This is a genomic window from Bacillus sp. 105MF (genome assembly GCF_000374885.1).
GTDB lineage: Bacteria > Bacillota > Bacilli > Bacillales > Bacillaceae_G > Bacillus_A > Bacillus_A pseudomycoides.
The window spans coordinates 50,208-76,635 of sequence record NZ_KB895569.1; the positions used below are offsets into that span (position 1 = coordinate 50,208).

At 31.1% G+C, this 26,428-nt stretch carries 9 protein-coding genes; all 9 read right to left on the reverse strand.

What is annotated here, in order from left to right:
• Window position 1: 1 nt before the first annotated feature.
• The 9 genes from C564_RS0108570 to C564_RS34095 all read right to left on the reverse strand — a co-directional run bounded on the left by C564_RS0108570 (window position 2) and on the right by C564_RS34095 (window position 26,426).
• Window positions 2-976 carry a BtrH N-terminal domain-containing protein gene (locus C564_RS0108570; RefSeq protein WP_018765023.1) on the reverse strand — a complete coding sequence of 325 codons (975 nt, stop codon included), beginning with the start codon at window positions 974-976 and terminating at the stop codon, window positions 2-4.
• A gap of 36 nt (window positions 977-1,012) precedes the next feature.
• Window positions 1,013-3,886 (reverse strand): AMP-binding protein, encoded by a 2,874-nt coding sequence (locus tag C564_RS0108575; RefSeq protein WP_018765024.1) that lies wholly within the window; start codon window positions 3,884-3,886, stop codon window positions 1,013-1,015.
• 37 nt (window positions 3,887-3,923) lie between these two features.
• On the reverse strand, window positions 3,924-4,157 hold the full coding sequence (locus tag C564_RS0108580) for an acyl carrier protein (protein ID WP_018765025.1): 234 nt from the start codon (window positions 4,155-4,157) through the stop codon (window positions 3,924-3,926).
• A gap of 33 nt (window positions 4,158-4,190) precedes the next feature.
• Window positions 4,191-8,699, reverse strand: a complete 4,509-nt coding sequence (locus C564_RS0108585) for a non-ribosomal peptide synthetase (protein WP_018765026.1) — start codon at window positions 8,697-8,699, stop codon at window positions 4,191-4,193.
• Between the two features lie 191 nt (window positions 8,700-8,890).
• Complete coding sequence (locus tag C564_RS0108590) at window positions 8,891-13,375, reverse strand: non-ribosomal peptide synthetase (RefSeq protein ID WP_018765027.1); 4,485 nt, start codon at window positions 13,373-13,375, stop codon at window positions 8,891-8,893.
• 16 nt (window positions 13,376-13,391) lie between these two features.
• Window positions 13,392-17,309: a non-ribosomal peptide synthetase gene (locus C564_RS0108595; protein WP_018765028.1), complete on the reverse strand. Its 3,918-nt coding sequence runs from the start codon at window positions 17,307-17,309 to the stop codon at window positions 13,392-13,394.
• 26 nt (window positions 17,310-17,335) lie between these two features.
• Window positions 17,336-19,411 carry a hypothetical protein gene (locus C564_RS0108600; protein ID WP_018765029.1) on the reverse strand — a complete coding sequence of 692 codons (2,076 nt, stop codon included), beginning with the start codon at window positions 19,409-19,411 and terminating at the stop codon, window positions 17,336-17,338.
• 25 nt (window positions 19,412-19,436) lie between these two features.
• Complete coding sequence (locus tag C564_RS0108605; RefSeq protein ID WP_018765030.1) at window positions 19,437-21,200, reverse strand: carbamoyltransferase family protein; 1,764 nt, start codon at window positions 21,198-21,200, stop codon at window positions 19,437-19,439.
• A 30-nt stretch (window positions 21,201-21,230) separates the two neighbouring features.
• Complete coding sequence (locus C564_RS34095) at window positions 21,231-26,426, reverse strand: SDR family NAD(P)-dependent oxidoreductase (RefSeq protein ID WP_018765031.1); 5,196 nt, start codon at window positions 26,424-26,426, stop codon at window positions 21,231-21,233.
• Window positions 26,427-26,428 lie beyond the last annotated feature (2 nt).

Here is a 26,428-nt window from a genome sequence, read left to right on the forward strand (position 1 = left end):
TTTATAAATTGATATGGAATTCTTCTTCCTTCTCTACAACCTTATCTAATCTGTGTAGTAATTCTTTAATATGGTCGCTATTAATTTTCCCGGAGAAATGGATTTTTGCAATAATTGCTCGTATTAAACTCCAGCTATCAATAATCTGTTTCATTAACCTCATTTTATCCAAATCCAAACCTAAGATTTCAAACTTGTACATTTCAGCTTTTTTTGCATTCACAATATCGATTAAACTTTCCAATATCATTGAGGAATAGGCTATAGCCTTATTTTTATCTTTAGAAACATGTTCTATATATTCCTTAAAATGCCAAACTTTACCCAATCCCTCTACCAATTTTTTTTGATTTTTTTTTATTAAGTTTACATAGTCTATTAAGTAATTTTGACTATTTATAAATGAAGGACATTCACTACCATTGTTTTCAAATTCAAAAAATGTATTCTCGTTTGATTGCTTTATCGTATCAATATACCCTTTGTAAGCCCTTACTAAATCTTCAGAGTCAATTTTAACTTTATTATAGGTCAAACTATCTGCATGATGATGTTCAATAATACTGAAAGTCTCCTCCAATAAATTATATCCATATATTAATAGACTGTGTGGCCAATGAACTTTTTCATATGTGTCAGTTCTATAAGGAGTATGAAAAGTATCAACCCATATGATAACTGGATGATTATTATCTATTGCCCTAATAATATCATTACAGATATCATCACTAACTTCTTTTGTTATTAACTTTATGTTTTGTGACTGTAAAATTTCAATTATAGATTTTTCAGTATGATAATCAACTAATAGCGGCATTTTCCCCTTATTAGTTAAACGATAATAGGGAAATTCCCATATAAAATAAGGAATTATATCTCTATTAAAGCTCTTGATGATCGGAATGAGTGAATTATAAAAACAAGTCCTATAGAAGACATCGTTAAATGGCTCCATGTTAGGGATTTCCTTTATCATTAATTTCCCCTCCAAAAAGGTGTCAAGTTGATACTATTAATCAATATAATTCTCTAAGTATAAGGCTAGTTGTTCAATAGTTGGATATTGATTAATAACGTCATGTATCTCTATCTCTATTCCAAGGGCAGATTCTATTGCAAGTTGCATTTTAATAGCAATCAAGGAATGACCACCTAATTCAAAGAAGTCATCTTTAATTCCAATAGATTGCACTTCTAGTAAATCTGACCATATTTCTATCAGTGTTTTATGCAATTTAGTTTTAGGTGGAGTGTAACTAGTATCATGAATTACTCCATTATTCTCTTTTGGTTCAGGCAATGCCTTGTAATCCACTTTTCCATTAGGAGTTAGTGGAATATCCTTGATTGGTACAAAGAAGCTAGGAATCATATAGGAAGGTATTTTTTGCTCTAAATACTTTCTCAACTCTATTGGACTAATATCTAAGTTTGAACTGTAATATGCATTTAGATGTTTTCTACCTTCTTTTTCTTTTGAATCAATTACAATCGCCCTATTAATATTTCCAAATTCAAGTATGTTATGTTCTATTTCACCAAGTTCGATACGATGCCCTCTTATTTTCACTTGATAATCGTTACGCCCTAAAAATTCAATATATCCGTTTTTGTTTAATATTCCTTGGTCACCGGTACGATACACTTTTCCAAATTCAGGGTGGTTAATAAAAGCATTTTGAGTTTTTTCTTCATCATTGTAGTAACCTTCTGCTAGACCTATTCCACCAATATATAAATCACCTTTAATACCCACTGGACATAATTCTCTTTCATAATTCATCACATAAAATTGGTGATTAGCTAACGGTATTCCGTATGGAATTGATTTCCATTCATTATTAATTTCCTTAATTGGGTAATAAATCGACCATATCGCAGCTTCCGTTGCTCCTCCCAAACTAATCACTTGAGAACTTGGAAATTTCTTTTTAATCTTTTCAGGTAATTTTAATGGAATCCAATCACCGCTGAGAAGGACGAGACGAAGATTATTAAAATCATTTCTAAATTCTTTTAGATTATTTTCGGTTTCACTTATTTGGTTATACTCTTCATAAGACTCTATTTCCTTATCATTTACTTTCAACCCTAGCTCCATTGCATGAATAAATGTTTGATTGGGTTGTAAGTGAAGAATATTCTCAAGTTCATTTACATGAAGGTCTCCAATTGAACAGGTTCCAACATCAACTGCCTCGGCAATAAAATTGACAGTAGAAGTTAGGATCCCTGCTTCAATTGCTGCATATAGATACCCTTGCGAACCATATTTAGTAAAATTTTTATGAGAATTATATACGAAATAAATAGAAATAGCTGAAGATTGAAATATTTGTTGGTTCACTTGCTCATAAATATTTTTACTAATGCTATTGTTATCGATAAGCTGTAAAAAACCTTCTTCACTATTAAAGTAGTAAACCCCGACTGGAATCCCTTCAATTCTTCCTTCTTTAATATTTAAATAGATTTCTACAGGATACAAACTCCCTGCACTGGGATAGTAATGTGACTCTCGATTATTATTCTCTCTTTTCTTGAGAACAGATAGTATATGCGCAATTTTATGAAATGGAATAACAGACTTACTAAATTTCCTATGGCTTTTTCTCTCCATAATTTCTTTAGGATATTCTTTTAAATTACTACTAATCTGAATAGTCCCAATATCATTGATCGGAGTTTTATGTGTACTAGAATTTTCAGGATAATTGTTTGGTTTTTGGTTTATTTTAGTATACAACTGCTGCTGTGGATAAAATACTTCTTTAAAAGGTAGTAAACTGGAAACAAGAATATGCTTATCTATTAATTCTTTTAGAAACGTAATAAGTTTGTAATGATCTACAATTGGGAACGCTTCTACAATTTCCGTCATTGTCATCCCCTTTTGGGTGACATAGTATAACTTAGGAAAAAGTAACTTTTCATCTCCTGTAAATGTGTATTTATCTACCTTTAAATATTCATTTGTCACTTCCCAATGTGCAGAGGGTGACCAACAATAAGTGGTTTCATTCTTATCTATTTTACTTTGCTTATTTATGCTTTTCTCTATTGAAACTTCCCGAAGATCTAATTCGTTCTTTGAACTTTTTGCATAATCTACGACTAAATCCATAATAGCAGGAACCGAATTCCATATTGTAATTTTCTTATCAATTAAAGTTTGGTATAAAGTCTTAACATCTTTTTGGCTAGTAGCTAAAACTAAAGTCGCACCCGCTGCAAAAGCACCGAATATATCATAGACAGATAAATCAAAACTCATCGAAGAGACCCCTAAGATCTTATCGTTTTCATTTACTGTAAATTTTCTATTTATATCTAATATTGTATTAGATACAGCTTTATGAGTTATAACGACTCCCTTTGGTCTCCCTGTACTCCCTGAAGTGTAAATAACATACGCTATGTTCTCTAATAGTGGAGTAACATTAACATCTTCTATAGGGTATGAAAATATTTTCTTTCTTTCATAAAAGTCATTAGATAACAATAGCTTACAATTACTATTTAAAAGGATATAATTCCGGCGTTCTTCTGGATAATCGGATTCGATTGGGACGTATGCTGCTCCAGCCTTTAATACACCAAGAATCATTATTATTGTCTTTATTGATCGCTCACCTAATATACCTATAAAATCATTATGAGTTATCTCTCTTTCTATTAGAAAATGAGCCACTCTATTTGATTCTTCATCTAATTTTTTATATGTGATTTTTTCATCTAAGTATTCAATAGCTATTTTATTCGGAAAAGCTTTGACATTATTTTTGAATAGATTGTCTAGTGTTACTAGCTGTATTTCTTCTGTAGTCTCATTAAAAGACCTTATAAATTCCTCATCTTTTTTATTTAACGAAAAATGTAACTTCAAGAATAGCACCTTCCCCTTATGTTAAATAATCAAATTACTATAATTTTTCTTTAATAAATGTAACAAGCTTCCGAATTGTGTTGTAATTTGAATCTATCAATTGTTCTGCATCAAATTCAATTCCGAAATAATTCTCTAGTTCAACAATAAGTTTAATAAACTCAATTGAATTTAGATTTATTTCCTCATTATCATCTATTGAAAAAGTGTTTTGATTATCACTTATTTCACTTAAAATATTTCGTAAAGACTCTTCTATATTATTCTCCATTAGCATAGGCCCCTTTTGCATACTTAATAGTTTTTAAAAATCAAAAGTTACGTTCATATCCATTTCTTTTTGTTTAAAGTTATTTTTAATTTCCGTAATTGTGTCTGTATCCGCTATCTCAATTTCTCTAATACTACGATGTGGACTTTGAATGATTTGTTTCAAAATATCTACAAAAGATTCTACTATAAATTTAGCAGTACTATGTTTCAATATCTCTGTATCAAATTCTAATTCGACATTAATTCCTTCTTCTTTTTCATTGATGTTCAGAGTAAGGTCAAACCGTGAGTAATCAGTTTTTAATGGAATTGGAGAAATAGCTAAACCATTTACTTTAATTTCTGGGTAGTCGACATTTTTAACTGCTAACATCGTATCAAATAAAGGATTTCTATTATTCTCTCTCTCTATATTTAGTTTTCTTACAAGATCATCAAATTGATATGATTGGTGGTCTAGAGCTTTCAAAATAGTATTTTTTGTCTCATATAAATACTCCGTAAACTCTTTATTTTTCTTAGGAAAATTTCTTATTGCTATTGTATTCGTAAAATTACCAACCAAGCGCAATATGGTATGATGACTCCTTCCAGAAACAGGTGAACCGACCGTTATTTCTTCTTGGTCTGCTATTTTTGATAAAGTTATTGAGTATACTGCCATAGCAAAAATATATAATGTAACCCTATGATTTTTTATAAATCTACGAATATCTTCACTTAACTTGTTACTAATACTTACTTCAATTATCTCACCTAAAAAGTGCCGGGATGATGGACGCTTATAATCCAAAGGTAAGTTTAGTTTTTCAATCTTCCCTTTAAATTGTGATAACCAAAATTCTTCCGATTCCCTAGTATCTTCTGAATAAAGATTATTTGTTTGCCAATGACAATAATCTTTATAATGAATTTCTAGTTTAGGTAGTGTATGTCCCTCATATAATTGTATTATTTCTTCTACAATAATGCTCATAGAGGTTTCATCGGAAATAATGTGGTGCATGTCCATCATAACAATAAAATCTTCTTGATTTACTTTAAATAATCCCGCTCTAAAAAGGGGCGCCTTTTCTAGGTTAAATGGTTTTACAAAGTCTTTGTAAATATCATAAACATTCCCAAAATTCATTTTATAATGTTCTAATTCAAAACTTACTTCTTTATGTATCTTTTGTACTGCTTGAGAATCTCTCCATCCGAATGACGTTCTTAATGCTTCATGCCTTTGGATAACCTGTTTTAAAACATTTCTTAAATGTTCTATATCTAGCTTACCTTTTATCCTAATCCCCATTGGTAGATTAAAACTTAGCGTATCATGTTCAATTTGTGCATACATTACCATTATTCTCTTTTGCGCTGAAGATACAACATGTTCCTTATTAATAGGAGCATGTTGTATCTTCTCGTTTGGTAATTCATTTTTTTTAATAATAAGATCAGAAGTACCTCTAATAGTAGGGTTTTCAAAAAAATCGGTGAGCTTAATGTCAGCTTTAAACTCATGGTTAACTTTTGTTAGGAAGTTCATTGCTTTTAACGAATGACCTCCTAACTCAAAGAAGTTCTCCTCCCTACCAATTTCTTGCTCCGATTGAATATCTAAAATTTCCAATAGCATACCAGAAATAATTTCTTCAGTTTCATTCTGTGGAAGAGATTTAATATGTTCGTTACGAATAATTGGCTCTGGTAACTGTTCTCTATCAATTTTTCCATTTACTGATACAGGAAATTGATCAATTCTGTAAAATATGGAAGGAACTAAATAAATAGGTAACTTCCTAAGAAGTTCTTTTTTCACCTTTTCTTCATCAACTTTCTCATTGGAAGTGTAATAAGCGCATAAATATTTACTACCATTCTTAAAGTCCTTACTCGTAACTAGAGCATGCTTCATATTACCAACCTTTAATAAAGCAGATTCGATTTCATAAGGTTCAATCCTAACACCCCTTATTTTCATTTGATGATCAGCTCTTCCACAAAACTCTATTTCTCCATTTGGCAAACGCCTAGCTAAATCTCCTGTTTTATACATCTTCGTCCCTTTTAGAAAAGGGTTATGAATAAATTTTTCTTTCGTTAAATCTTCATTTCCTAAATATCCTTTCGCTAGTAGGTCTCCTGTAAGACATAGTTCCCCAACGGCACCAACTGGAAGGAGTTGTTCGTATTTATCAACGATAATGGATTGAGAATTTCCTATATTTGTACCTAACGTAACAGGTTCGTCTGAAGTTAATTCTTTTATCATAGTCCAAATTGTTCCTTCTGTTGGACCATATACATTATAAATTCTAGATTTGGTTAATTTTTCCAATTTACTTAACAACTGTTCCGGAAAAGGTTCACCACCAACTATCAAGTGTTTAATGTTTTTTAGGAAATGTTTGTTCTGGTTATTTTCTAATAAATACTGTAGCTTTGAAGGTGTAAATTGTGCAATACAGACATTTTTCGAACTCAACAGTTCCGCTAATTGTATTGGGTCATTTTGCTGCCTTTCTGTTGCTAGAATGATTGATAACCCCTTCAATAAGGGTAGAATACTTTCTACAATGAAAATATCAAATGAAACAGTTGTAGCAGCTAAAATAGTTTCCCCCCTAACAAAATCTATTTTCTCCGTAAAACCTTTACAAAAACTCAGGAGGGCGTAATGTTGAATCATTACTCCCTTCGGATTCCCTGTAGAACCAGATGTATATATTACATATGCAAGGTCTGAAGCAGTATATATTTTATTTAATGAATCTTCTTTCTGCTCATCCATTAATATACTTATGATATTATAGGCATCTCCACCAAAATCATCCCCCATGTTGTAATTTTCATCGGTTAATAGCACTTTAGTCTGACTATCCTTAAGGATAAAGTCAATTCTATCAGAAGGATGATCAGGGTCAATTGGTAGAAAGGCTGCACCTGATTTAAGGATTCCAACTATCCCTATTACCAATTCCACTGATCGTTTACAAGAAATTGAAACTATGGAGCCAGAAGTTACTCCTCTAGAAATAAGAAAATGAGCGATAGTATTAGATTTTCGCTCTAACTCACTATATGTTATTTGCGAAGCAGAATCATCGACTGCTATTTTATTAGGACTTTTACTAACCTCATTCTGAAATAAATCAATTATTGTATCCCTTTCTGGAACCTTTTTATTTTCTAGGTAATTCTTTAATAGATTATTTTTTTCATCTTCATTTATAACTTCTATAGCCTTAACCAACATGTCATCTTTCGTTATTACTTGTTCAATAATATGATTGAAATGAGATGCTATCCTTTTAATCTTTACAACATCGTATTTATTGGAGTTGTATTTTATAGTAAATTCAAGTGTTTTTCCTGCGTTTATTAGTAGATTAAAATCATAGTTGGTTTGTTCAAGTGTTTTTAAATCTTGAATTTTGAACTCTAAATCAGAGATATTTTCTAATGAATCTTCCGTAAAGTTATAATTAAACATTATTATATGATCAATGGGTCTATTTTTTAGACTAGTACTTGTTTGGATATCTGCGAGTGAAATATATCCGTTTTCTTCCCCTCTTCGACTATCATGATGAACTGCCTTAATCAGATCAGATAATTTTGTATTACTGTCTTTCTTGACTCTGATTGGAATAGTGTTTGCAATCATCCCAACAATATTATGTATATTATCAATCTCCACAGACCGCCCAGAAATTACTGAACCGAAAACAACATCATCTGAATTATTATATTTCTGTAATAATATACCCCATAATGTTTTTATGACAGAATTTAATGTCACGGAATTAGAGTTTGCTTTTTCTTTTAATTTGTTGAACTTCCATTCTGGAACGGAGCAACTATATTCCTTTTGGTTATAAGTTAGACTATCTTTAGGACTATCTGGTAACAATAAGTCTGTTTTTCCATCATAATAATCTAGGTACTCCTTCCAACATCCTAAAGTTTCTTCATGGTCTTGTTTATTAATCCAGTTAATATACTTTTCAAAAGGAATTGGAGCATCTAACATAATGGGTTGACCTGTTTTAATAGATTTATAATTTTTAAATATTTCATCCACTATTAATCCGAAGGACCAACCATCTAAAATAATATGATGAAAGACCAATATGATTTCATAACTAGTATCTGATAATTTTATCGTTCGCAATCTAATAAGTATATCTCTTGATAAATCAAACCTGTTATTTTTTTCTGTAACAATAACTTCTTCCTTCTTCTGTAATTTCTCACTTTCGTTGTTTCCAGAAAAATCATAATGGTGTATGTCAACTTCCCTTTTATTTAGGACAACCTGTTTAGGTTCTTCCAGACCTTTTACTGCAATAAATGACCTCAAAACAGAATGACGTTCAATACATTTCCTAAATGCTTCCTCTAGGATCGAGACACTTAGATTTCCTTTTATTTTAAATGAGAATAGTTCTCTATAAGCTAAGGAGTTTTCATCTAAATTATCATGATAAAGCATACCTTTTTGTAATGGTGATAAGTTGTGGATTTTTTCAATACTTAGTTCACTATTCATAAGAACACCACCTGCATGAAAATAAATTTTAGCTGATAAACTCACCCATTCTTAAACGGATCAGGTTATCTTAAACGTTAAAATACCTATCGTCATTTGTTGTTACGACAACACAATATTTTGGATTCCTTTTACAATTTAAAACTTTATTTTAAAAACTCAAAAAATATAAAAATACCTAAATAAGAAGGTTAATTAAAAATATTATCAAGATCCTTTTGAGTTAATTGCACAGAGTCAAAATCTGAAGGTGTGAATTCTACTTCTTTCGTATTACAACAATATTTAATGATATTACGCAATACTAGTATGTAGTTGTCCATAAATCGAGCAATCTTTTTATCATGAAATTTATTTTTACTATAGGTGATAAAAAATTTCATGATTTTATTTTCAATAAATATATTCATTTCTATAGGATTACTCATCTCGTTTTCTAGTGATGTCTCATTTTGATTCAGATTGATATCTAAATCAAATATATCTTTATTTATACCAGCATCAAGTTCTCCTAAATAATTAAATTTTATACTCGGGGTCCTTGTAGCATATAGGTCTTGCTTTATAAATCTTAAAATACCATAACCGATTCCCTCATTCGGAATATTCCTTAATCGTTCTTTTGTGGATTTTATTGTATTAGAAATAAGCCCACTACTTTCAGCTAAAGTAAAAGGGAATATCGCCGTAAACCACCCTACTGTTCTTGCAAAGTAATAGTCTTCTACAGAAGTTAAACGACCATGGCCTTCAAGTTCTATAGTCATACTTTTTTCATCAAAAATGTTATTTATGGCAAGAGATAAAGATGCTAATAACAAATCTTCAACTCGTGTATTGTAAGGATTATTTGCTTTAGTACATAATGTAGTTGTCTCAGATGGTGTCAGTTGTTTCGAGATAGTCTCTGTATATTTAAGGGTATCTTTTCCTTTGTTAAAATCAAACGGAATGTTCTTAATTTTTTCTGTGATAGTATCCCAGTATTCTGTTTCGTTTTGAGTTATCTCTTTACTAATATTCTCAATATACTCCGCCCAGCTTTTATACGAACTTGTTTTATGTGAATTAAGTTGTAGACTTCTCTCCTGGAGATAATCTTCAATTAAGCTAGAAATATCCTCCAATAATATTCTCCATGACACACCATCTATAATTAGGTGATGAGCAGTTAACACAACCTTTTGTTTACCTTTTCCTTTATTAAATATAATCCCTTTTATAAGTATCCCTTTTCCTAAGCGAAAACTACCTTTAAGATTTATGCTCAAACTCTCAATCATTTCTGATTGTACCTTCTCACTATACTCAGATAAATCATAATATTGTAGTTCTATATCATCCTTATCTTTTATAGGCATATAAGACAATCTTGCATCGCTATCATTGTAATTTAACCGTAAAGAATCATGTCTTATTACTAAAATATACATGATTTCTTTCCAAGTCTGATAAGGGATATCCACTTTTAAATCCATGTTCACAGATTGATTATAATGATGTTCATTTGATAGGTTCAAAGCGAAAAACCATTCCATAATTGGGGTTGACTTTACACAACCATCCACCAATGTATTTTCTACCATACCAGTTTCTAGATATTCAGCTTTATTTAACATCATTTCAATAATTGGGTTTCTTAGAATATCTTTCACATCTAAGTTTATTCCACATGCATGAGCTCTGGATGCTACTTGGATTGCTTTTATGGAATCCCCTCCTATATGGAAGAAATTATCATTTAATTCAATATTCGAAATACCTAAAACTTCCTTTATTATAAGCAGTAATTTTCCCTCCACATCGGTAAGGTTTCTATGGTGTTCATCGTCAACAGTATTATCAATAATATAATCCTTTATCTTATGTGTGTTAACCTTACCATTATTGGTTAAAGGAATTTCACTTATAAACTCAAATTTAGTAGGTATCATATAACTAGGCATTTTCTTAGATAATTCAAAAAACAAATCCTGTTGAGTAAAATGTTTATCTGTTACAAGATACGCTACTAGTAACTTGCTGTCCAAAATAGTTTCTTCATCAATTGTAACCACTACTTCAGAGATTCCTTTAATTGACAATAAATGATGCTTTATTTCCAGTATGTCTATTCTATTACCCTGTATTTTAACCTGTGAATCTCTACGTCCGACGTAAACTAGATTCCCACCAATAGTATATTTAGCATAATCACCTGTTTTAAACATTTTCTTTCCTTTTATATATGGATTATCCACAAAGCGAGTTTTTGTTATATCAGCCAAGTTTAGATACCCTTTTGTTACTCCGTCACCTGATATGTAAAGTTCACCGACTACATTGTTTGGTACAGGTTTCATGTCTTCATCTAGTACATAAACTTGGGTATTTTGTATTGGAGTTCCAATCGGGACAGATCCACTTTTATCTTTATACGGATTATATTGATGAACAACACAACCTACAACTGTCTCTGTAGGTCCATACTCATTATATATTTCTACCTTTTGACCAAAATTATGATAAGTTCTTCTAGCTAAAGATGTAGTTAAGTCTTCTCCCCCAACAATTATTTTCCTTAACGAGCTGTTCTTATAAGTTTTATTCTGTATTAGTGATAAATGTGAAGGGGTTAATTTAATGATTGATACCTTATTATCCTTAAGGATTTTATCAATAATAAATTCCCCTCCGTCCTCTTGATAAATAATTATTTTACTTCCATTAACTAATGGAGCGAAAATTGATGTAACCGTTAAGTCGAATGAGAGCGAGGAATAAAAGGCAAATATATCGACTGTTTCTAAATACTTGTCACGAGCAAATGATATGTAGTTCATAAGGCTTCTATGATCTATTAACGATCCTTTAGGTTTTCCAGTCGTTCCAGAGGTATAGATTATATACGCTAAATCAGTAGACATGTTTAGATTATTAAGATTTCCCTTACGCTCACCGCTGAATAAATTATCGTCATATTGAATGTACTGCCCTTTAAAACTCCCGTTGTATTTTTCATCTTTAACAATTAAAAAATCAGCATTACTATCTTCTAATATAAAATCATTACGTTCTACTGGATTTGAAGGATCTAATGGTAAGTATGCTCCTCCCACTTTTAAAATAGCTAGTATAGAAACAATCATTTCTATTGAGTTTGACATATATAAACCAACAATTGAATTCTTACCCAAATTATTTCGGATTAAAAAGTGAGCAAGCTGATTTGCTTGATCGTTCAACTCTATGAAACTTAGTTTTTTTCGATCATGTTCTAAAGCTATTGCTAATGGGTTGCTATTAACTTTTCCCTCAAATAATTGGACAACCGTCTTTTCTATAGGATAATCAACCTTAGTATCGTTTCTTTCATATATAATCTTCTCAAAATCATTCTTATCTAAAAGCTCAAGTTGTGAAACATATGATAATGGATTCTTAATAAATTGATTTAGCAACAATTGCAACCGTTTATGGAGTAATTTGATATCAGCTTCATTATAATGGCTCAAATGATAGTCGTACTGTAATTCAATATGTCTTTCCCCTGACCATTCTTTAACTGCTATTTGTAATGAGTTTAGCTGATACCCGCTATAAAACTCTTCATACAAAATATTTAATCCATCTATGGAATTTTCAAACTTAGTATTGTAGTAATTTACCGCAATTTTGAATAAGTCGTTGATACTCTTTTCTCTTAATTTAATATCTTGAATCAAGATGTTATATGGATAGTTTTGATGTTTATAGCTTTTAAATAGCTTGTTTGAAAGTTTCTTTATCCCATTTTCTATTGACTCATTTGAATCTACCATTATTCTTAATGGCATAGTACTAGTAAACATTCCAACGCTTTGTTTTTCTTTATAACCGATTCTATTTAAGATGGGGATCCCAATAACCATTTCTGAATAGGATTCAAATTTATGTAAATAGATTGATACTAAATAGATGAACAAAGAATTCATTGAGTATCCTGTTTCTAATAAAAACTCTTTTACTAAATCAGTTAGTTTACTATCAAGTTTTAAGGATAATCTATTCCCAGCTAAATCTGTTTCAGTATTCTCATAATTTTTAAATTCCCCGATGTTTTCCTTCCAATAATCCCTATCTTTTATAAACCTTTTTGAGTTCAAATATTTTTGTTCTCTTTGAATAAAGTCAAGGTAAGAATATTCAACTTCTTCATTAACAGCCTCATTATTTACTAACTTTTTATAAATCCCATTAATTTGGTCTGTTAATATTTGAAAGGTCCAACCATCTGAGATAATATGGTGTAGTTTAATGAAGTATCCACTTAGGTTGTTGTTAATCTTCACTAACATAAATTCATATAACTTTCCAAATAGATTTATTGGTTTAACAAACTCTTTTTGCAAAACCTTTTGAACAGATGTAAAAGAATCCTTCTGCGTACAAAAATCAAGAAATTCAATGTCTTCTTCTTCATATTTTTGAATATATTGATTAGGCTTTCCATCCTTCTCAAAAATTCTTATCCTAAGGGCTTCATTTTTTTTGATAAAAATTTGAATTGCTTTTTCCAACATGTCGAAATTTATAGCCCCTTCGATTTTAACTAATCCTCCTAAATTATTTAAAGGGACTCCAGGATTTAAATGTTCGGTATACCAAATCCGTTTTTGCGGATGGGTTAAAGGGTAGTAAGGTAACTCTTTATCCATATTCACCCAACTTTCTTTATTTTCTCTTTATATCTTCGAGCATTGCTCCTATCATTTCCATTTCTTCTATTGATATTTTTTCTTCGCTAACATCTGAAGGAGTATTCTCTATGATTCCACGTTCAACTCTTTCACAACATATATTAATCAATTCATTTAAACTACTAATAAAATTTATTAATAAAGTATTCATTCCATCCCATTTACTATTAAAAGCAACCGAAATATTTAGCATGTTATCAATAATTTCAGCACTAAAATTGATTTTATTTTCATCATTTTTAGTTAGGACTTTATCAACATTTGTACCATAGGATTTAATTTGAAGTGCTTCTCCTATATCTAGTAAGTCTACTTGGCCTAAATAATTAAAAATAAACTCAGGACCTTCTGTTCCTCCTATACGATCTATTGTATTTTCACCGTTTGTGTTTAAATATTTCATAACACCATAATCCAAGCCTTTATTAGGAATGTTTCGTAACGTCTCTTTCACTTCTTTTAACATAGTAGAACTATTAACATTATTGGGCATATGAAGATAAACTGGATAAATAGTTGTAAACCATCCGACTGTGCGAGATATATCTATTTTATCCTGAAAAACTTCTCTACCATGTCCTTCTAGGAAGATCTTAACCTTATTATTATTAATGAATTTTTTTATGGACAACCCAAGTGCTGTCATAAGAATATCTTCTACTTGAGTTTGAAAAGCACGATTCGCAGTTCTTAACAGTTTTTCTGTCTGTGTTATCGTTAATTTATCTGTGATGATATGTTGGTCTCCGGTATCTTTTCCTAATTCAACCGTCGCGTCTTCCTTAGTGTAATTTACATATTTTCCCCAATAAGAGTAATTATTTTTATGTTCCTTAGAGACTGCATAGTTTTTCAAGATTTTTGCCCAGTCCATATAAGAATTTGTTTTGTCTGGGAGTTTTTTGTCCCATTGCGCAAAGTATAGTGAATGAAAATCTTCTAAAATAATTCTCCAAGACACTACATCGATAACACTATGATTAATGATTATGCAAAGGGAATCTCTGTCTAAAGACCTCAAAACTACTAACTTTACTAACGGGCCGTTTTCCAAATCAAAACGATATTGTAAATGAGAATCTAATTGTCGTTCTAAAGAATAATTCTCATTGACTTGAATCTCTTCTATTAAATACATTTGTTTCTTGTAAGGAAGGTCTTCCTGTATAATCTCATTATGATAATACTTAAATCTCATTCTTAATACGTCATGATGTTCCATTATTTTATCAAATACATGTTGTACTTTATCGATATCTATCTTTCTCTCCATTTCTAGTAACACCCATTGGTTATAGTTACTATTTAATGATTTTGTCTGACGTAAGTACCAATTTTGAATGGGGAGTAAATTAGCTGTTCCTCTAATCTCTTTTTGGTCAATGCTTTTAGAGTGCTTTTTGATTTGTGAACTTAACTCTAAAATTGAAGGATTCTCAAATATATCTCTTAACTCAATTTTAAAACCTAAGTCCTGAAGCTTAGCTTTAAAGGTTATACCCTTAATTGAATCTCCACCTATTTGAAAGAAGTTATCGTTTATTCCTATATTTTCGACACCCAATATATCTTTCCATAACCTAGCTACTAATACTTCCATCTCACTTGATGGAGGAACGTAATGATTTAGATTATCATATGTTTCAATTAACTTATCCTTATCGACTTTTCCATTGATATTTAATGGGATTTCATCTACTAGGATAAAGCTAGCTGGAATCATATAATGTGGTAAACGACTGAGTAAATAATTCTTCAATTGATTTATAGCTAACTCCTTTTTAGTAACGATAAATGCACAGAGAAAATCTTCTCTCTCTTTATTAGAGTGCTTTAAAACAGAACATTCTTCTATTCTATTATCTTCTAAGATTGTATTTTCTATTTCCTCTAGCTCTATTCTCACACCTTTTATTTTTACCTGACGATCCTGCCTACCAATGTATTCTAATTCTCCATCAAAGGATAATCGTCCAATATCACCACTTTTGTAAGCAACTTCTCCATCTGGCAATTTAATAAGCTTTTCTTCCGTTAGTTGACTATTATTTAAATACCCTTGGAAAATCCCCTTTCCAATAATAAATATCTCTCCAGCTACCCCAACGGGCACTTTATGTAGGTTGCGATCTAAGAGAAGAATTTTGGTATTCTGAATTGGCTTACCAATCGGAACCGTAGTGTTTGACTCATGATTATATTTATATTCATAACTCATACAACCAACTGTCGCTTCAGTTGGTCCATACTCATTAAATATTCTTATTTTCCCATAAAATTTTTCATACACATTTCTAGCTAACCGAGTTTTTAAGCTTTCTCCACCGACAATGAATATTTTATCCATCTCAGATTCCTTTGGTTTTTCTTTAATTAATGACAAATGTGCAGGAGTTAACTTTAGAATGGTAAATCGATTCTCTCGAATTATACGGTCTATTACATATTCATTGGAATCCTCTTGATAAACAACAATTTCATTTCCAGTTATAAGCGAAGTAAAATATGTAGTAACGGATAAATCGAATGAAATGGAAGAGTACATAGCAAAAACCTCTTCCTGTCCCCTTACATAGGTCTCCTTACTCCATAGAATGTAGTTCACTAATGATTCGTGCCTTATCATTACTCCTTTAGGGTTCCCTGTCGTACCAGATGTATAATACATATATACCAAGTCTGTAGGTTTATTTATATGATCTAAATTTGACGTTTCACCTTGAAAATTAGTCCTATCATATAAATTGATGATTTCACCTGTAAAGTCTATGCCTTTAGGAATATTCTCTCCAGTTAACAGTAGTTTTGCGGCACAATTGTTAAGTATATATTTAATTCTATTTTTAGGTAATTGAGGATCTATCGGGACATATGCGCCTCCTGCCTTGATTATTCCTAATATTCCAATAATTAATTCCATTGAGTTTGGTAACATTAGACCGATGAAACTATTTCTCTCCACACCTTTTTTTCTTAGAGTCCTGGCTAACTGGTTTGCTTTCTCATTTAATTCTTTATAGGTCAAAAACTCATTTTCCATTCTTAAAGCAATATGATTAGGATATTCTTTGGTTGTTTTTTCGACTAACTCATGTATTCCTGTCCATGATGAAATTGGGAAAGCTGTCTCATTAAAACCTTTTGGTAGTTCTTTCAACTCTTCCAATGGGCTAAGACTAATCTGGCTTAGTTTTTCATTTAATAATTGTGGTAAATTCTGAATTAACCATAAATAACAACGGTTAATATTTTCAATTAAATTTAAATGTATATTTTTGTGATAATATATCGTACAAAAGATACTATCATCTTTTTTATTAAAAACATACGTCAACTCATTTTCATCGGACTGAATGACTTCACTAATTGATTCTTTAGCGTGTATCCCTTCTAACAAAAGGATTACTTTAGAAAAAACCGGCATTTTCTTTTGATCTTTACCAAAAATGTCCTCTACCGGAACTTGTTGATTTATATAACCATCAATGGCAGTCTGCCGGACTTTTGAAATTGTATCGATAAGCAAATCATTATCTCGTAAAAAATCTCTTAGAGGCAATAACTTGTTTCTGCTATACCCTAAATCTGATTCACTTTTATAATGGGGGGAACCAACAATAATTTCAGAACAAGTAAAGTATTTATATAATATCACCTTAAATAAAGACAGTAAATTAATATAGAGTTTTGTATCTTTTCCTTCTGATAACTCTACTAGTTTAGGTGATTTATCTAATTCGATTTCTATATTAATTTGTGCTTTCCCTATGTCTTTACTATTATTGTTAATTGTCTGAAACTCTAAATTGTTTGTTGATCCTTCTAATTTCACACCCCAATATTCAGACATTTCAATAAACTTATCTTCTACAGTTTTTGATATACTATTCATTTAACATTCTCCTGATTAAAGTTTATTTATATTATTTCCTCTGCAGTAAGTTTAAAGATTTCTCCATATGGAGGTTTACTTTTAACATTCAATAGTTCAATACCCTTTGTATAAGAAGTATCTTGTGTTTTTTCAAAGTACTCACCTGATGGCCAATCAATCAATACATCATTAATTCCACGTTTTAGTATATTTTCGGAAATTACAATCGTTGCGTTTTGCCAATCATGAGATACATTTATTTCCCCTATGAGTTTACTGTTACAGAAAAATTTTACATCCTGTTGATTGTCTTGTTTATAAGGGGACCTCAAGGATAGATTTAATAGAACCGATTTTTCACCTTCTGTAATTAAATAAAACGATGTCACCTTATCATCAATAACCTTAAAACTTTTCTTTCCTTTAACTTCAGCACTGTATTGACTAATATAAGAAGACTCAGAATAAAATGTATGGAGTAAATCAACTTTACCATTACGAATACTATGTTCTGAGAGCATAAGTTTATCTATCTCATTTTTCAAGTCTATTCCAATATCAGCTAGGGATTCGGTCATTGCTTTCATAATCTCTACATCTAGTATCCTCAAATCGTTTGACTGAATAAGAAAAGGATACTGCTCATTTTGACCCTCTAAGAAAAAACTAAGATAATTTTTATTTATCGACCATGGGGCTTTTCTTATTGCGAAATCCATGTATTTTTTCATTAATGGGATAATATTTCTAGAGTGTTCAAGGGATTTTTGGCAATGATATAACAACACTTCATATGGTTGGTCACCACGATGCGCACAATGTATAGCTGCATAAAAGTGGGCTTTAGATTGAACGTCGTCTAGATTATCTACTTGATCATAAAAAGATGAAGTTGTATCCTTCCTCTCTATCTTAAAAAAGAATTCAGCCGCTCTTTCCATAGCGACTTTTATTCCACTCAAATTTAGATGACAATAATCAATAAACAAATCATTGCCCGGAATTTCTCCATTTAAATATTCTTTAAATACTTGTCTTAAATCTAAAACAGGTATATTCTCTTCATTACATTTTTCTTTCAATCTATCTTGTATAGATGTCACTATACCTGGTGTTAGGCCAAATCCATATGTCATACAGTCCCTTGCACTCTCTAAATACTTCCTTGCCTCTTCTTTCTGCCCTAAGTTGATTAAACTTATTGCAACATAATCATATCCCAATGGATTTATTTCATTTATTTTTATTAATTTTTTACCAATGTCTTTCAACTCATGGTAATCTTTTTCTCTTAATGCTTCTTTTGCCTTTTCATTCAAGTCAAACCAGATGGACATGTTACTTCTCGGCCACTTTAGACTTTTTTCATATTTACTTCTTTTCCAATCTTTTAAATTAAATTCTGGGATAATAAAATAAACCGGTATATCATTGGAAATAGATAATTCTTTTAATGTATCGATAAATGAATCTACAATCCTTTTATATTTTTTTTCAAATATTCTTCTTAAATCTTCAAAGTGTTCCTTAGTTTCTCCAGCCTTAATTATTTCTTGGATGTCTTTATCACTAAGTGGTAAAATGGATTCCCTCCAATTATTACCTGCAAACACTACGATAGCATCAGGTTTTAAATTAATGCTACATTTACAGAGGTTTTCTAGTTCTTGTGCACCTATACTTGTTTTAGCTAAATCTATGACTTCAAATTCTTGAGCATTACTATTATTTAATATTTTCTTAAGTACTTTAGCTGGTGTAATAAAAGGATCATATAAATACCCTCTAGCAACAGATTCTCCTAGGAAAGCAATTCTGTATTTGTTTCCTTTAGGTGGTATGGTCTTAACTTTAGCCCAATTTACAAAATCACTACTATATGTTGAATCTCTTTTAAAGAACTCCGTTTCACCCTCAACGACTTTTTTCCATATTCCTACTGTTTCCTTACTAGTAACACTTTTTTGCTTTTGGGATATGCTTTTTTCATCCCTCTTCTTCTCTTCTAATCCTAATTGCATTCTTAATTTTATTTTGTCTTCTTTACTCTGTATTTTATCAACAATATAATTAGTATATTCTTCTGCTACTTCTTTAAGTTGTTCAGACGGCCTTTTCATAATGTACTACCTCCTAATAAACGTATCAAATAAATGTGTATACATTATCTGAAACATTCACATTCTTCTCTATTTCCCTTAAATTATTAATTACTAATTTCATTAAGGACATTGAGTTTTTAGACCTTTCGATAATAAAGTCATCTAAAATTAAACAATCTATTTTAGTATTAATAAAGCAAGAGATTGCATCATAAGGAGACATAACAATTGGTTCTCCCCTTACATTAAAAGATGTATTTAATAAAATAGGACAATCAGTTTGTCTCTCAAATTCTTCTATTAAACTTAAGAATCTAGGATTTGATTCTTCATCAACAGTTTGAACTCTTGCAGACCCATCTACGTGAGTAATAGCCGGGAGGCTGATAGGTGATTGAACTTGACAAGTTCTTAACATAAAAGGAGAATTACCTTCTAAATCAAAATGATCTTGTGCTTTTGATTCTATGACAGCTGGTGCAAATGGCCGGAATCCTTCTCTTTTCTTTACCATCGAATTAATTAAGTCTCTCATTATTTCACTTCTCGGGTCGGCTAAAATCGATCTAGACCCTAGAGCCCTTGGTCCAAATTCCATTCTACCTTGGAACCATCCAATAACTTTCCCTTGAAAAATAAGTTTAGCGGTTTCTTTCAATAAACTCTCTGTATCCCCATAGTAATCGTCATATTTAAGAGAAGTAGCTTCGAGCAATTTTTTGATTTCATTATATTCATACTTGGGACCTAAGTAGACATGTTTTAATTCTTTTGGTTTTATTTGGTTATTTGACAACCTATTATGAGCTATTACAGCTGCCCCTAGGCAGCATCCAGCATCATTAGCTGCAGGCTGAACAAATAAATTTTTAAACGGTCCATTTTGTAGTATTTTTCCGTTGGCAACACAATTTAATGCTACTCCACCTGCCAAGCATAGATTTTCCGTATCTGTTATAGAATATAAATAATTTACTTTTTCAAGTAATACTTCCTCCAATACTAATTGCAAACTTTTTGCTATATCTTTATGGAATTGAGTAATATTTGACTCTTTCACTCTAGGAGGATAACCGAATAAATCTATTAATTCTTGTGAATACATTCTCTGTCCAGAAATAAATTCAAAGTATTTCATATCTAGACTGTACTGTCCTTTACTTTCTCTCCTAATTAATTTTCTAATTTTATCGACATATTTAGATTCACCATATGGAGATAATCCCATTACTTTGAATTCTCCACTATTTACACTAAAACCTAAATAACTAGTTATAGTGCTATAAAGGAGCCCTAACGAATCTGGAAAAGACACATTATCCAAGAGAGTTATTCCACCTTCATTTCCAAAACCATATGTTGTAGTATCCCACTCACCAACCCCATCAATAGTCATAATTGCTGCTTCATTAAATCCAGAAAAATAAAAACTACTAGCAGCATGGGATAAATGATGTTTCACATATTCTATCTTCCCTGAAAACCCCAATTTATTTCTAATTTCTTTCTCTGGTCTAAATGGATCCATTCTTCCAGTAAGCTCTTCCTTTTCAATATCATAGCCAGACCAAATTTGTCTGGCTAATTTTTTTTCTGGAATTTCATAATAGGCAATACAGTCTATGTCTGCTATTGTTAAGTTTGCACTATCCAAACAATATTTAAATGCATTGACTGGTATTGATGAATCATTTTTAATTCTTGTGAACCTTTCCTCTTGCACTGCTGAAACGAGTTTTCCATCTTGAATAAGACAGCATGCCGAATCATGATATAAAGCGGAAATTCCAATTATATTAAAACTCATATATAATCCTCCAACCAGGTAATATAAATATTAAAAATCATCTAGTATTGACATTTTATGTTGTTCGTATTTTTCTATTTCATCATTATCATAGATTATAAGTTCTTTTATAGAAGAATCTATATTTTCAACCATTCCAATAATTATTTTTCTATAACCATCTACTAGCTTTTCAATAGTTTCTCTTTTAAATAGAGACGTTGAATATTTAAAGTTAATTTTGATTGCATCATTATACTTAATCGCACTTACTTCAATATCTAATTTTGAACTTTGAATATCAAAATCGTATGGCTTTAATTTAACAGATCCTAGGTCAATAGAAGAAATATTGTATTCATGCATAGAGAACATTGTGTCAAAGATAGGGTTACTGTTTATATCTCTAGATATAGATAATTCATCTACTAGCTTATCAAATGGATAATCTTGATGTTTATAAGCATTCAAACAAGTTTCTTTAATACTTTCTAAAAAGTCTTTAATGCTCTTTGAACGATCAACTTGATTTCTTATCGCTAACGTGTTTATAAAAACCCCTAGTAATTTCTCTAATTTTTCATCAGGCCTTCCTGCAATTGGCGTTCCTACAACAATATCCTTTTCTTTTAGATATTTTACGAGAAGGAGATTGTACGCCCCAAATAAAAACATAAACAACGTTAAACCCAAACTTTTGTTTAATAGACTTATTTTATTTGTTATTTCCGTATCAATCAGAGTACTTACTATTTCTCCATTATAATGTCCCTGTATGCCTCTACTATAATCTATAGGAAGTGTGAGTTTAGGAACTTCATCAGAGAATACATCTAACCAGTACTGTTTCTGTGATTCCGTAAATTCTGATGTAATTAGATCATTGTGCCAAACGGTGAAGTCTTTATATTGAATCTCAAGTTCTTCGAGTATTTCTCCTTTATAAAGTTTTACAAAATCTTCAACTAAGATGTGCATAGAAATTGCGTCACTGATAATATGATGCATATCAAAAACAAGATAATTATCTTTGTTCGGTAAGGTCAATAAACCGACTCGAAATAATGGAGCAATACTTAAATCAAAAGGTCTGATATAGTTTTTTATTACTTCATCAATATCATTTCCCTTTGTACTAATATAATCGACTTTAAAATTCGTCATATCCTCGATAATTTGGAAAGGAACACCATCTTTAAAAACAAATTTAGTTCTTAAAGGTTCATGTCTAGATATTAACTGTTGAATAGTATCCTCAAGTCTTTTCTTATCAAATGTTCCTTCAATTTTCATTACAGACGGTTCGTTATATTGTACATCTTCTTTGTTTAGTTCATTTAGTATTAACAACCTCTGTTGGGAAGAAGATAAAGGGTAACTATCCCTTTTTTCAACCTGTTTAATAGTTGGATAAATTGACTTATTGTTTGAACCTTTAGTACCAATATACTTTTCTGATAAACACTCAGACAACTCCATGATACTTAAATTACTAAAGAAGTCTGATATTTCGACTTTAATGTCTACTTTTTTATTTATTAAATTGATAATTCTAGTTGCAGATAATGAGTCTCCACCAAGTTCATAAAAGTTATCGAATATATTAATTTCTTCAAATCCTAAAACAGTGCACCAAATAGTGGATATTTTTCTTTCCAGCATTGTATATTCATTATTCTCTCGACCAGTTAACTTGACATTCTGCTTATCAATAGAAGAAATAGCTACCTCTGTTGATTTGTCATTATTTTTTCCATAATTAATAAATCTCTGTTGAATGTCTTCAATAAAATGAACAGCATGATCATTTTCTATATCTAACGTCGTGTTAAAGTTTAGTGCCCCTATCATTACTGCATCTCTGTTTAGTTTAACTGCTTTCTCAAAATACTTTAATGCTTGCTGAGCAGTTATCGTTTCAAACAATTGCTTATCTCCTAAACTCCCCACACCTTCAGATAAGCCTGTATTTTCCCAAACCGGCCAAAGTATCGTTTTAGCATTTCTACCTTCATTTATCATGAAAGAAGCGTATGAATCTAAGTAAGCGTTAGCTGCTGTATAGCTACCGCCTCCTAATCCTCCTGTAAGAGTTATAACCGAGGAAAAGGAGATAAAGAAGTCTAGATTTTCCGATTTGGTAAGCTGATCCATTACCCATGTACCTTTAACCTTAGGGTTCATTACTTTGGTGATATTTTGTTTGTTTTCAATACCTATTAATGTTCCTCCACCTGTTCCAGCGGCATGTATTAACCCATTTATATGATTAAACTCCTTTTTGATTTTATTGAACACTCTTTCCATATCATGTAATGATGATACATCTCCACTGTGTAGGAACACTTTTGAGCCCATTTCTTCTATCTCTACAACCTTGCTTAACTTCTTTCCTAACCCAGGGTTTGAAGTTCCATGTATTATTGAATCCCATTCTTCTCGGGCGGGAACAGGAGTACGATTGATAAATATAAAATTGACATTGTTCTTAGAGGCAATCATTTTAGCTATTTTTAAACCTATAGCCCCCATACCTCCAGTTATTAAATATACTCCATTTTGCTCCACATCAAACTTATTAAGAGAATTTTCATCTTCCTTAATGTCTTTAACCCTTTCTACAAAACGGTTACCATATCTATATGATATCTTAGCAAACCCATCATTTGATTCGATCTCATCAACTATTTTTTTAGGTTGCTTTAATGTTATAGGGTCAACATCTATAAATTTACAATGAATGTTCGGGTTCTCTAAACTTAATACCTTTCCAAACCCTTGTAATAGTGCATTTTCAGGTCGAATAAATGTTTCAGTTGAATTTACTTTACTTGTGTTCATCGTTAACAAAGTAAGGTCTAGCTCTTGTTCTGTCCAATTATTTAGAATAGAACTTATGAAATCAAAGAAAGAGTAAATTCCCGTTGTTAACGATGTTTCAAAGTCTTCCATATTTTTTGTCGGTTCTTCACTAAGGTTTCCTGGGAAAATAATCTTAGATATATTTTTATCTCTAAGTTCCTGTGCTAAATTGTTGAAACTACTAGAATCCAACCCGACTAAATATTGTTGGCTATTTATTTTTCTGTATGTTTCTCCAACCTTAACCTCGATAATATTATAATCCTTACTTTCCAAGTACTTCGTCAAGTCTGATAAGTAATCGGAATTATCTACTATTAATATATTTCCATGAATACCCTCTTTTTTACTAATCAGTTCTTTCGCCTGCCAAAACCTTTCATGTAAATAGCTTTCCTGATCAGCATTACTCTTTTGTACAGTTGGAATATCGACCCAACATCTATTTTTTTCAAAAGGATACGTTGGTAAATTTACCTTTTGATATTCTTGATCTTTGTAGTAATCATTCCAATTAATCTCTCCACCAATTACATATAATTGAAGGATTTCCCTTAATTTATTTATATCTTTAACATCTTGATTTGCTAACCCTCTAACTTTTTTAATAACAAGGTTGGTAAATTGTCTAACTTCTAAAAATGTAAAATCATTTTTCCCCCTCTCATTTTTCTTAGGAGAAACGATTTTATGATATCCACTGTATATATCATCACTTGAGTTATTTAATTTATTAAAATCTATTTTCTTAAGTTTACGCTTTAAGTCATCAATACTCTTTGCAATAATTGCAACTCGATATAGGTGATGCTCCCGACCTGTATTTGCTGTATAACAGATTTCTTCTAAATTGTAGTTTCTATCATTTTCTAACATCCGCTGGTATCTTTCGACTAAATCTTTTAATGATTTCTTACTTTTTGCAGTGATCGTAAGCACTTCTACTCTTTCATTTTCCCTAACGGGCTCATTCTCTAAAGCTGGTGCTTCTTCAAGTACAAGATGACAATTTGTACCACTTATACCAAACGAACTAACCCCACATCTTCTGCTGGGATTACTTTCTTTTTCCCATTTTAAAAGTTCATCATTAACATATACTGGACTGTTTATAAAGTTAATTTTTTTATTTGGTTTTTCAAAATGTAATGTAGGCGGTATCATTTTATATTTCAACATCATTAGAGTTTTTATTAATCCAACAATACCTGATGTATGATCTAAATGACCTATGTTAGATTTAATGGATCCGATTGCACAAAATTGCTTTTTGCTTGTTTTCTCTTTGAATGCTCTATGGATACCTTCAACTTCAATCGGATCTCCTAGATTGGTACCCGTTCCATGAGCTTCAATATAAGAAATCGTTTCAGGTGATACATTTGCCTTTGTTAATGCATCTTTAATTACTTGTGCCTGTGACTGTACATTGGGAGCAGTTATTCCAGCAGAAGCGCCATCTTGATTAACCGCACTTCCTTTTATTACACCATAAATTTGGTCTTTATCTTTTTTAGCTTCCTTCAGAGGCTTTAACAAAATCGCAGCAGCACCTTCACCTGCCCCTGTTCCATCTGCAAAATCACAAAAAGTTCTAGTTCTGCCATCACTTGACTTCATACCTAAATCCAACATGCCTTCCAATCGAATTAAATTTATTCTGACCCCACCGACTAAAGCCATTGAACACTCATTATTTTTAATTGACTGGCATGCCGAGTGTACTGCAACAAGAGATGACGAACAAGCTGTATCAATAGATAGTGAGGGGCCTTTAAGATTTAATAAATACGAGATTCTACTTGGTATAATAGATGTAAGATTACCAACCATTCCTTCCGATAAAGCATTAGGGTTTGTATCAAATATCAGTTTCTTATAATCATAGATTTCATCTGCACTATAACCAACGAATAAACCTGTATTGGAGCCGTAGATCCGATCCCCTTCATAGCCTGCATCTTGTATTGCCTCCCAAGCAGTTTCAAGAAAAATCCTTTGTGATGGACTCATTAGCTTTGCCTCTTTGGGTGAAATTTTAAAGACGTTATAGTCAAATTTATCTATCTCTTGTAAATATCCACCTTTCATATATTTTGGATTCTTGATGTTCATAAAGGCAGTATATTGATCCGTGTCAACCTTTCTACTTTCCGGAAAATCGGTAATTGCATCAACACCATTTACTAAGTTATCCCAAAACTCTTCTTTATTATGAGCAAACGGAACTCTGATGGATACTCCAATAATTGCAATATCATCATCAACCGAGTGAGAAAAATTAGAATCCCTTAATTCCTCAAGTAATTTTATTCCAACTTCTTTTTCAATCTTTCCAGAAACAATATTTTTAAAGATCATCTCTGTAAATTTACTTTCTTTCATTC

What these genes read in the sequence shown, in the direction of transcription:
- C564_RS0108580 (WP_018765025.1), bottom strand. Translation starts at nt 4,157, where the DNA reads ATGGAGAATAATATAGAAGAGTCTTTACGAAATATTTTAAGTGAAATA.
- C564_RS34095 (WP_018765031.1), bottom strand. Translation starts at nt 26,426, where the DNA reads ATGAAAGAAAGTAAATTTACAGAGATGATCTTTAAAAATATTGTTTCT.
- C564_RS0108605 (WP_018765030.1), bottom strand. Translation starts at nt 21,200, where the DNA reads ATGAGTTTTAATATAATTGGAATTTCCGCTTTATATCATGATTCGGCA.
- C564_RS0108600 (WP_018765029.1), bottom strand. Translation starts at nt 19,411, where the DNA reads ATGAAAAGGCCGTCTGAACAACTTAAAGAAGTAGCAGAAGAATATACT.
- C564_RS0108570 (WP_018765023.1), bottom strand. Translation starts at nt 976, where the DNA reads ATGATAAAGGAAATCCCTAACATGGAGCCATTTAACGATGTCTTCTAT.
- C564_RS0108590 (WP_018765027.1), bottom strand. Translation starts at nt 13,375, where the DNA reads ATGGATAAAGAGTTACCTTACTACCCTTTAACCCATCCGCAAAAACGG.
- C564_RS0108585 (WP_018765026.1), bottom strand. Translation starts at nt 8,699, where the DNA reads ATGAATAGTGAACTAAGTATTGAAAAAATCCACAACTTATCACCATTA.
- C564_RS0108595 (WP_018765028.1), bottom strand. Translation starts at nt 17,309, where the DNA reads ATGAATAGTATATCAAAAACTGTAGAAGATAAGTTTATTGAAATGTCT.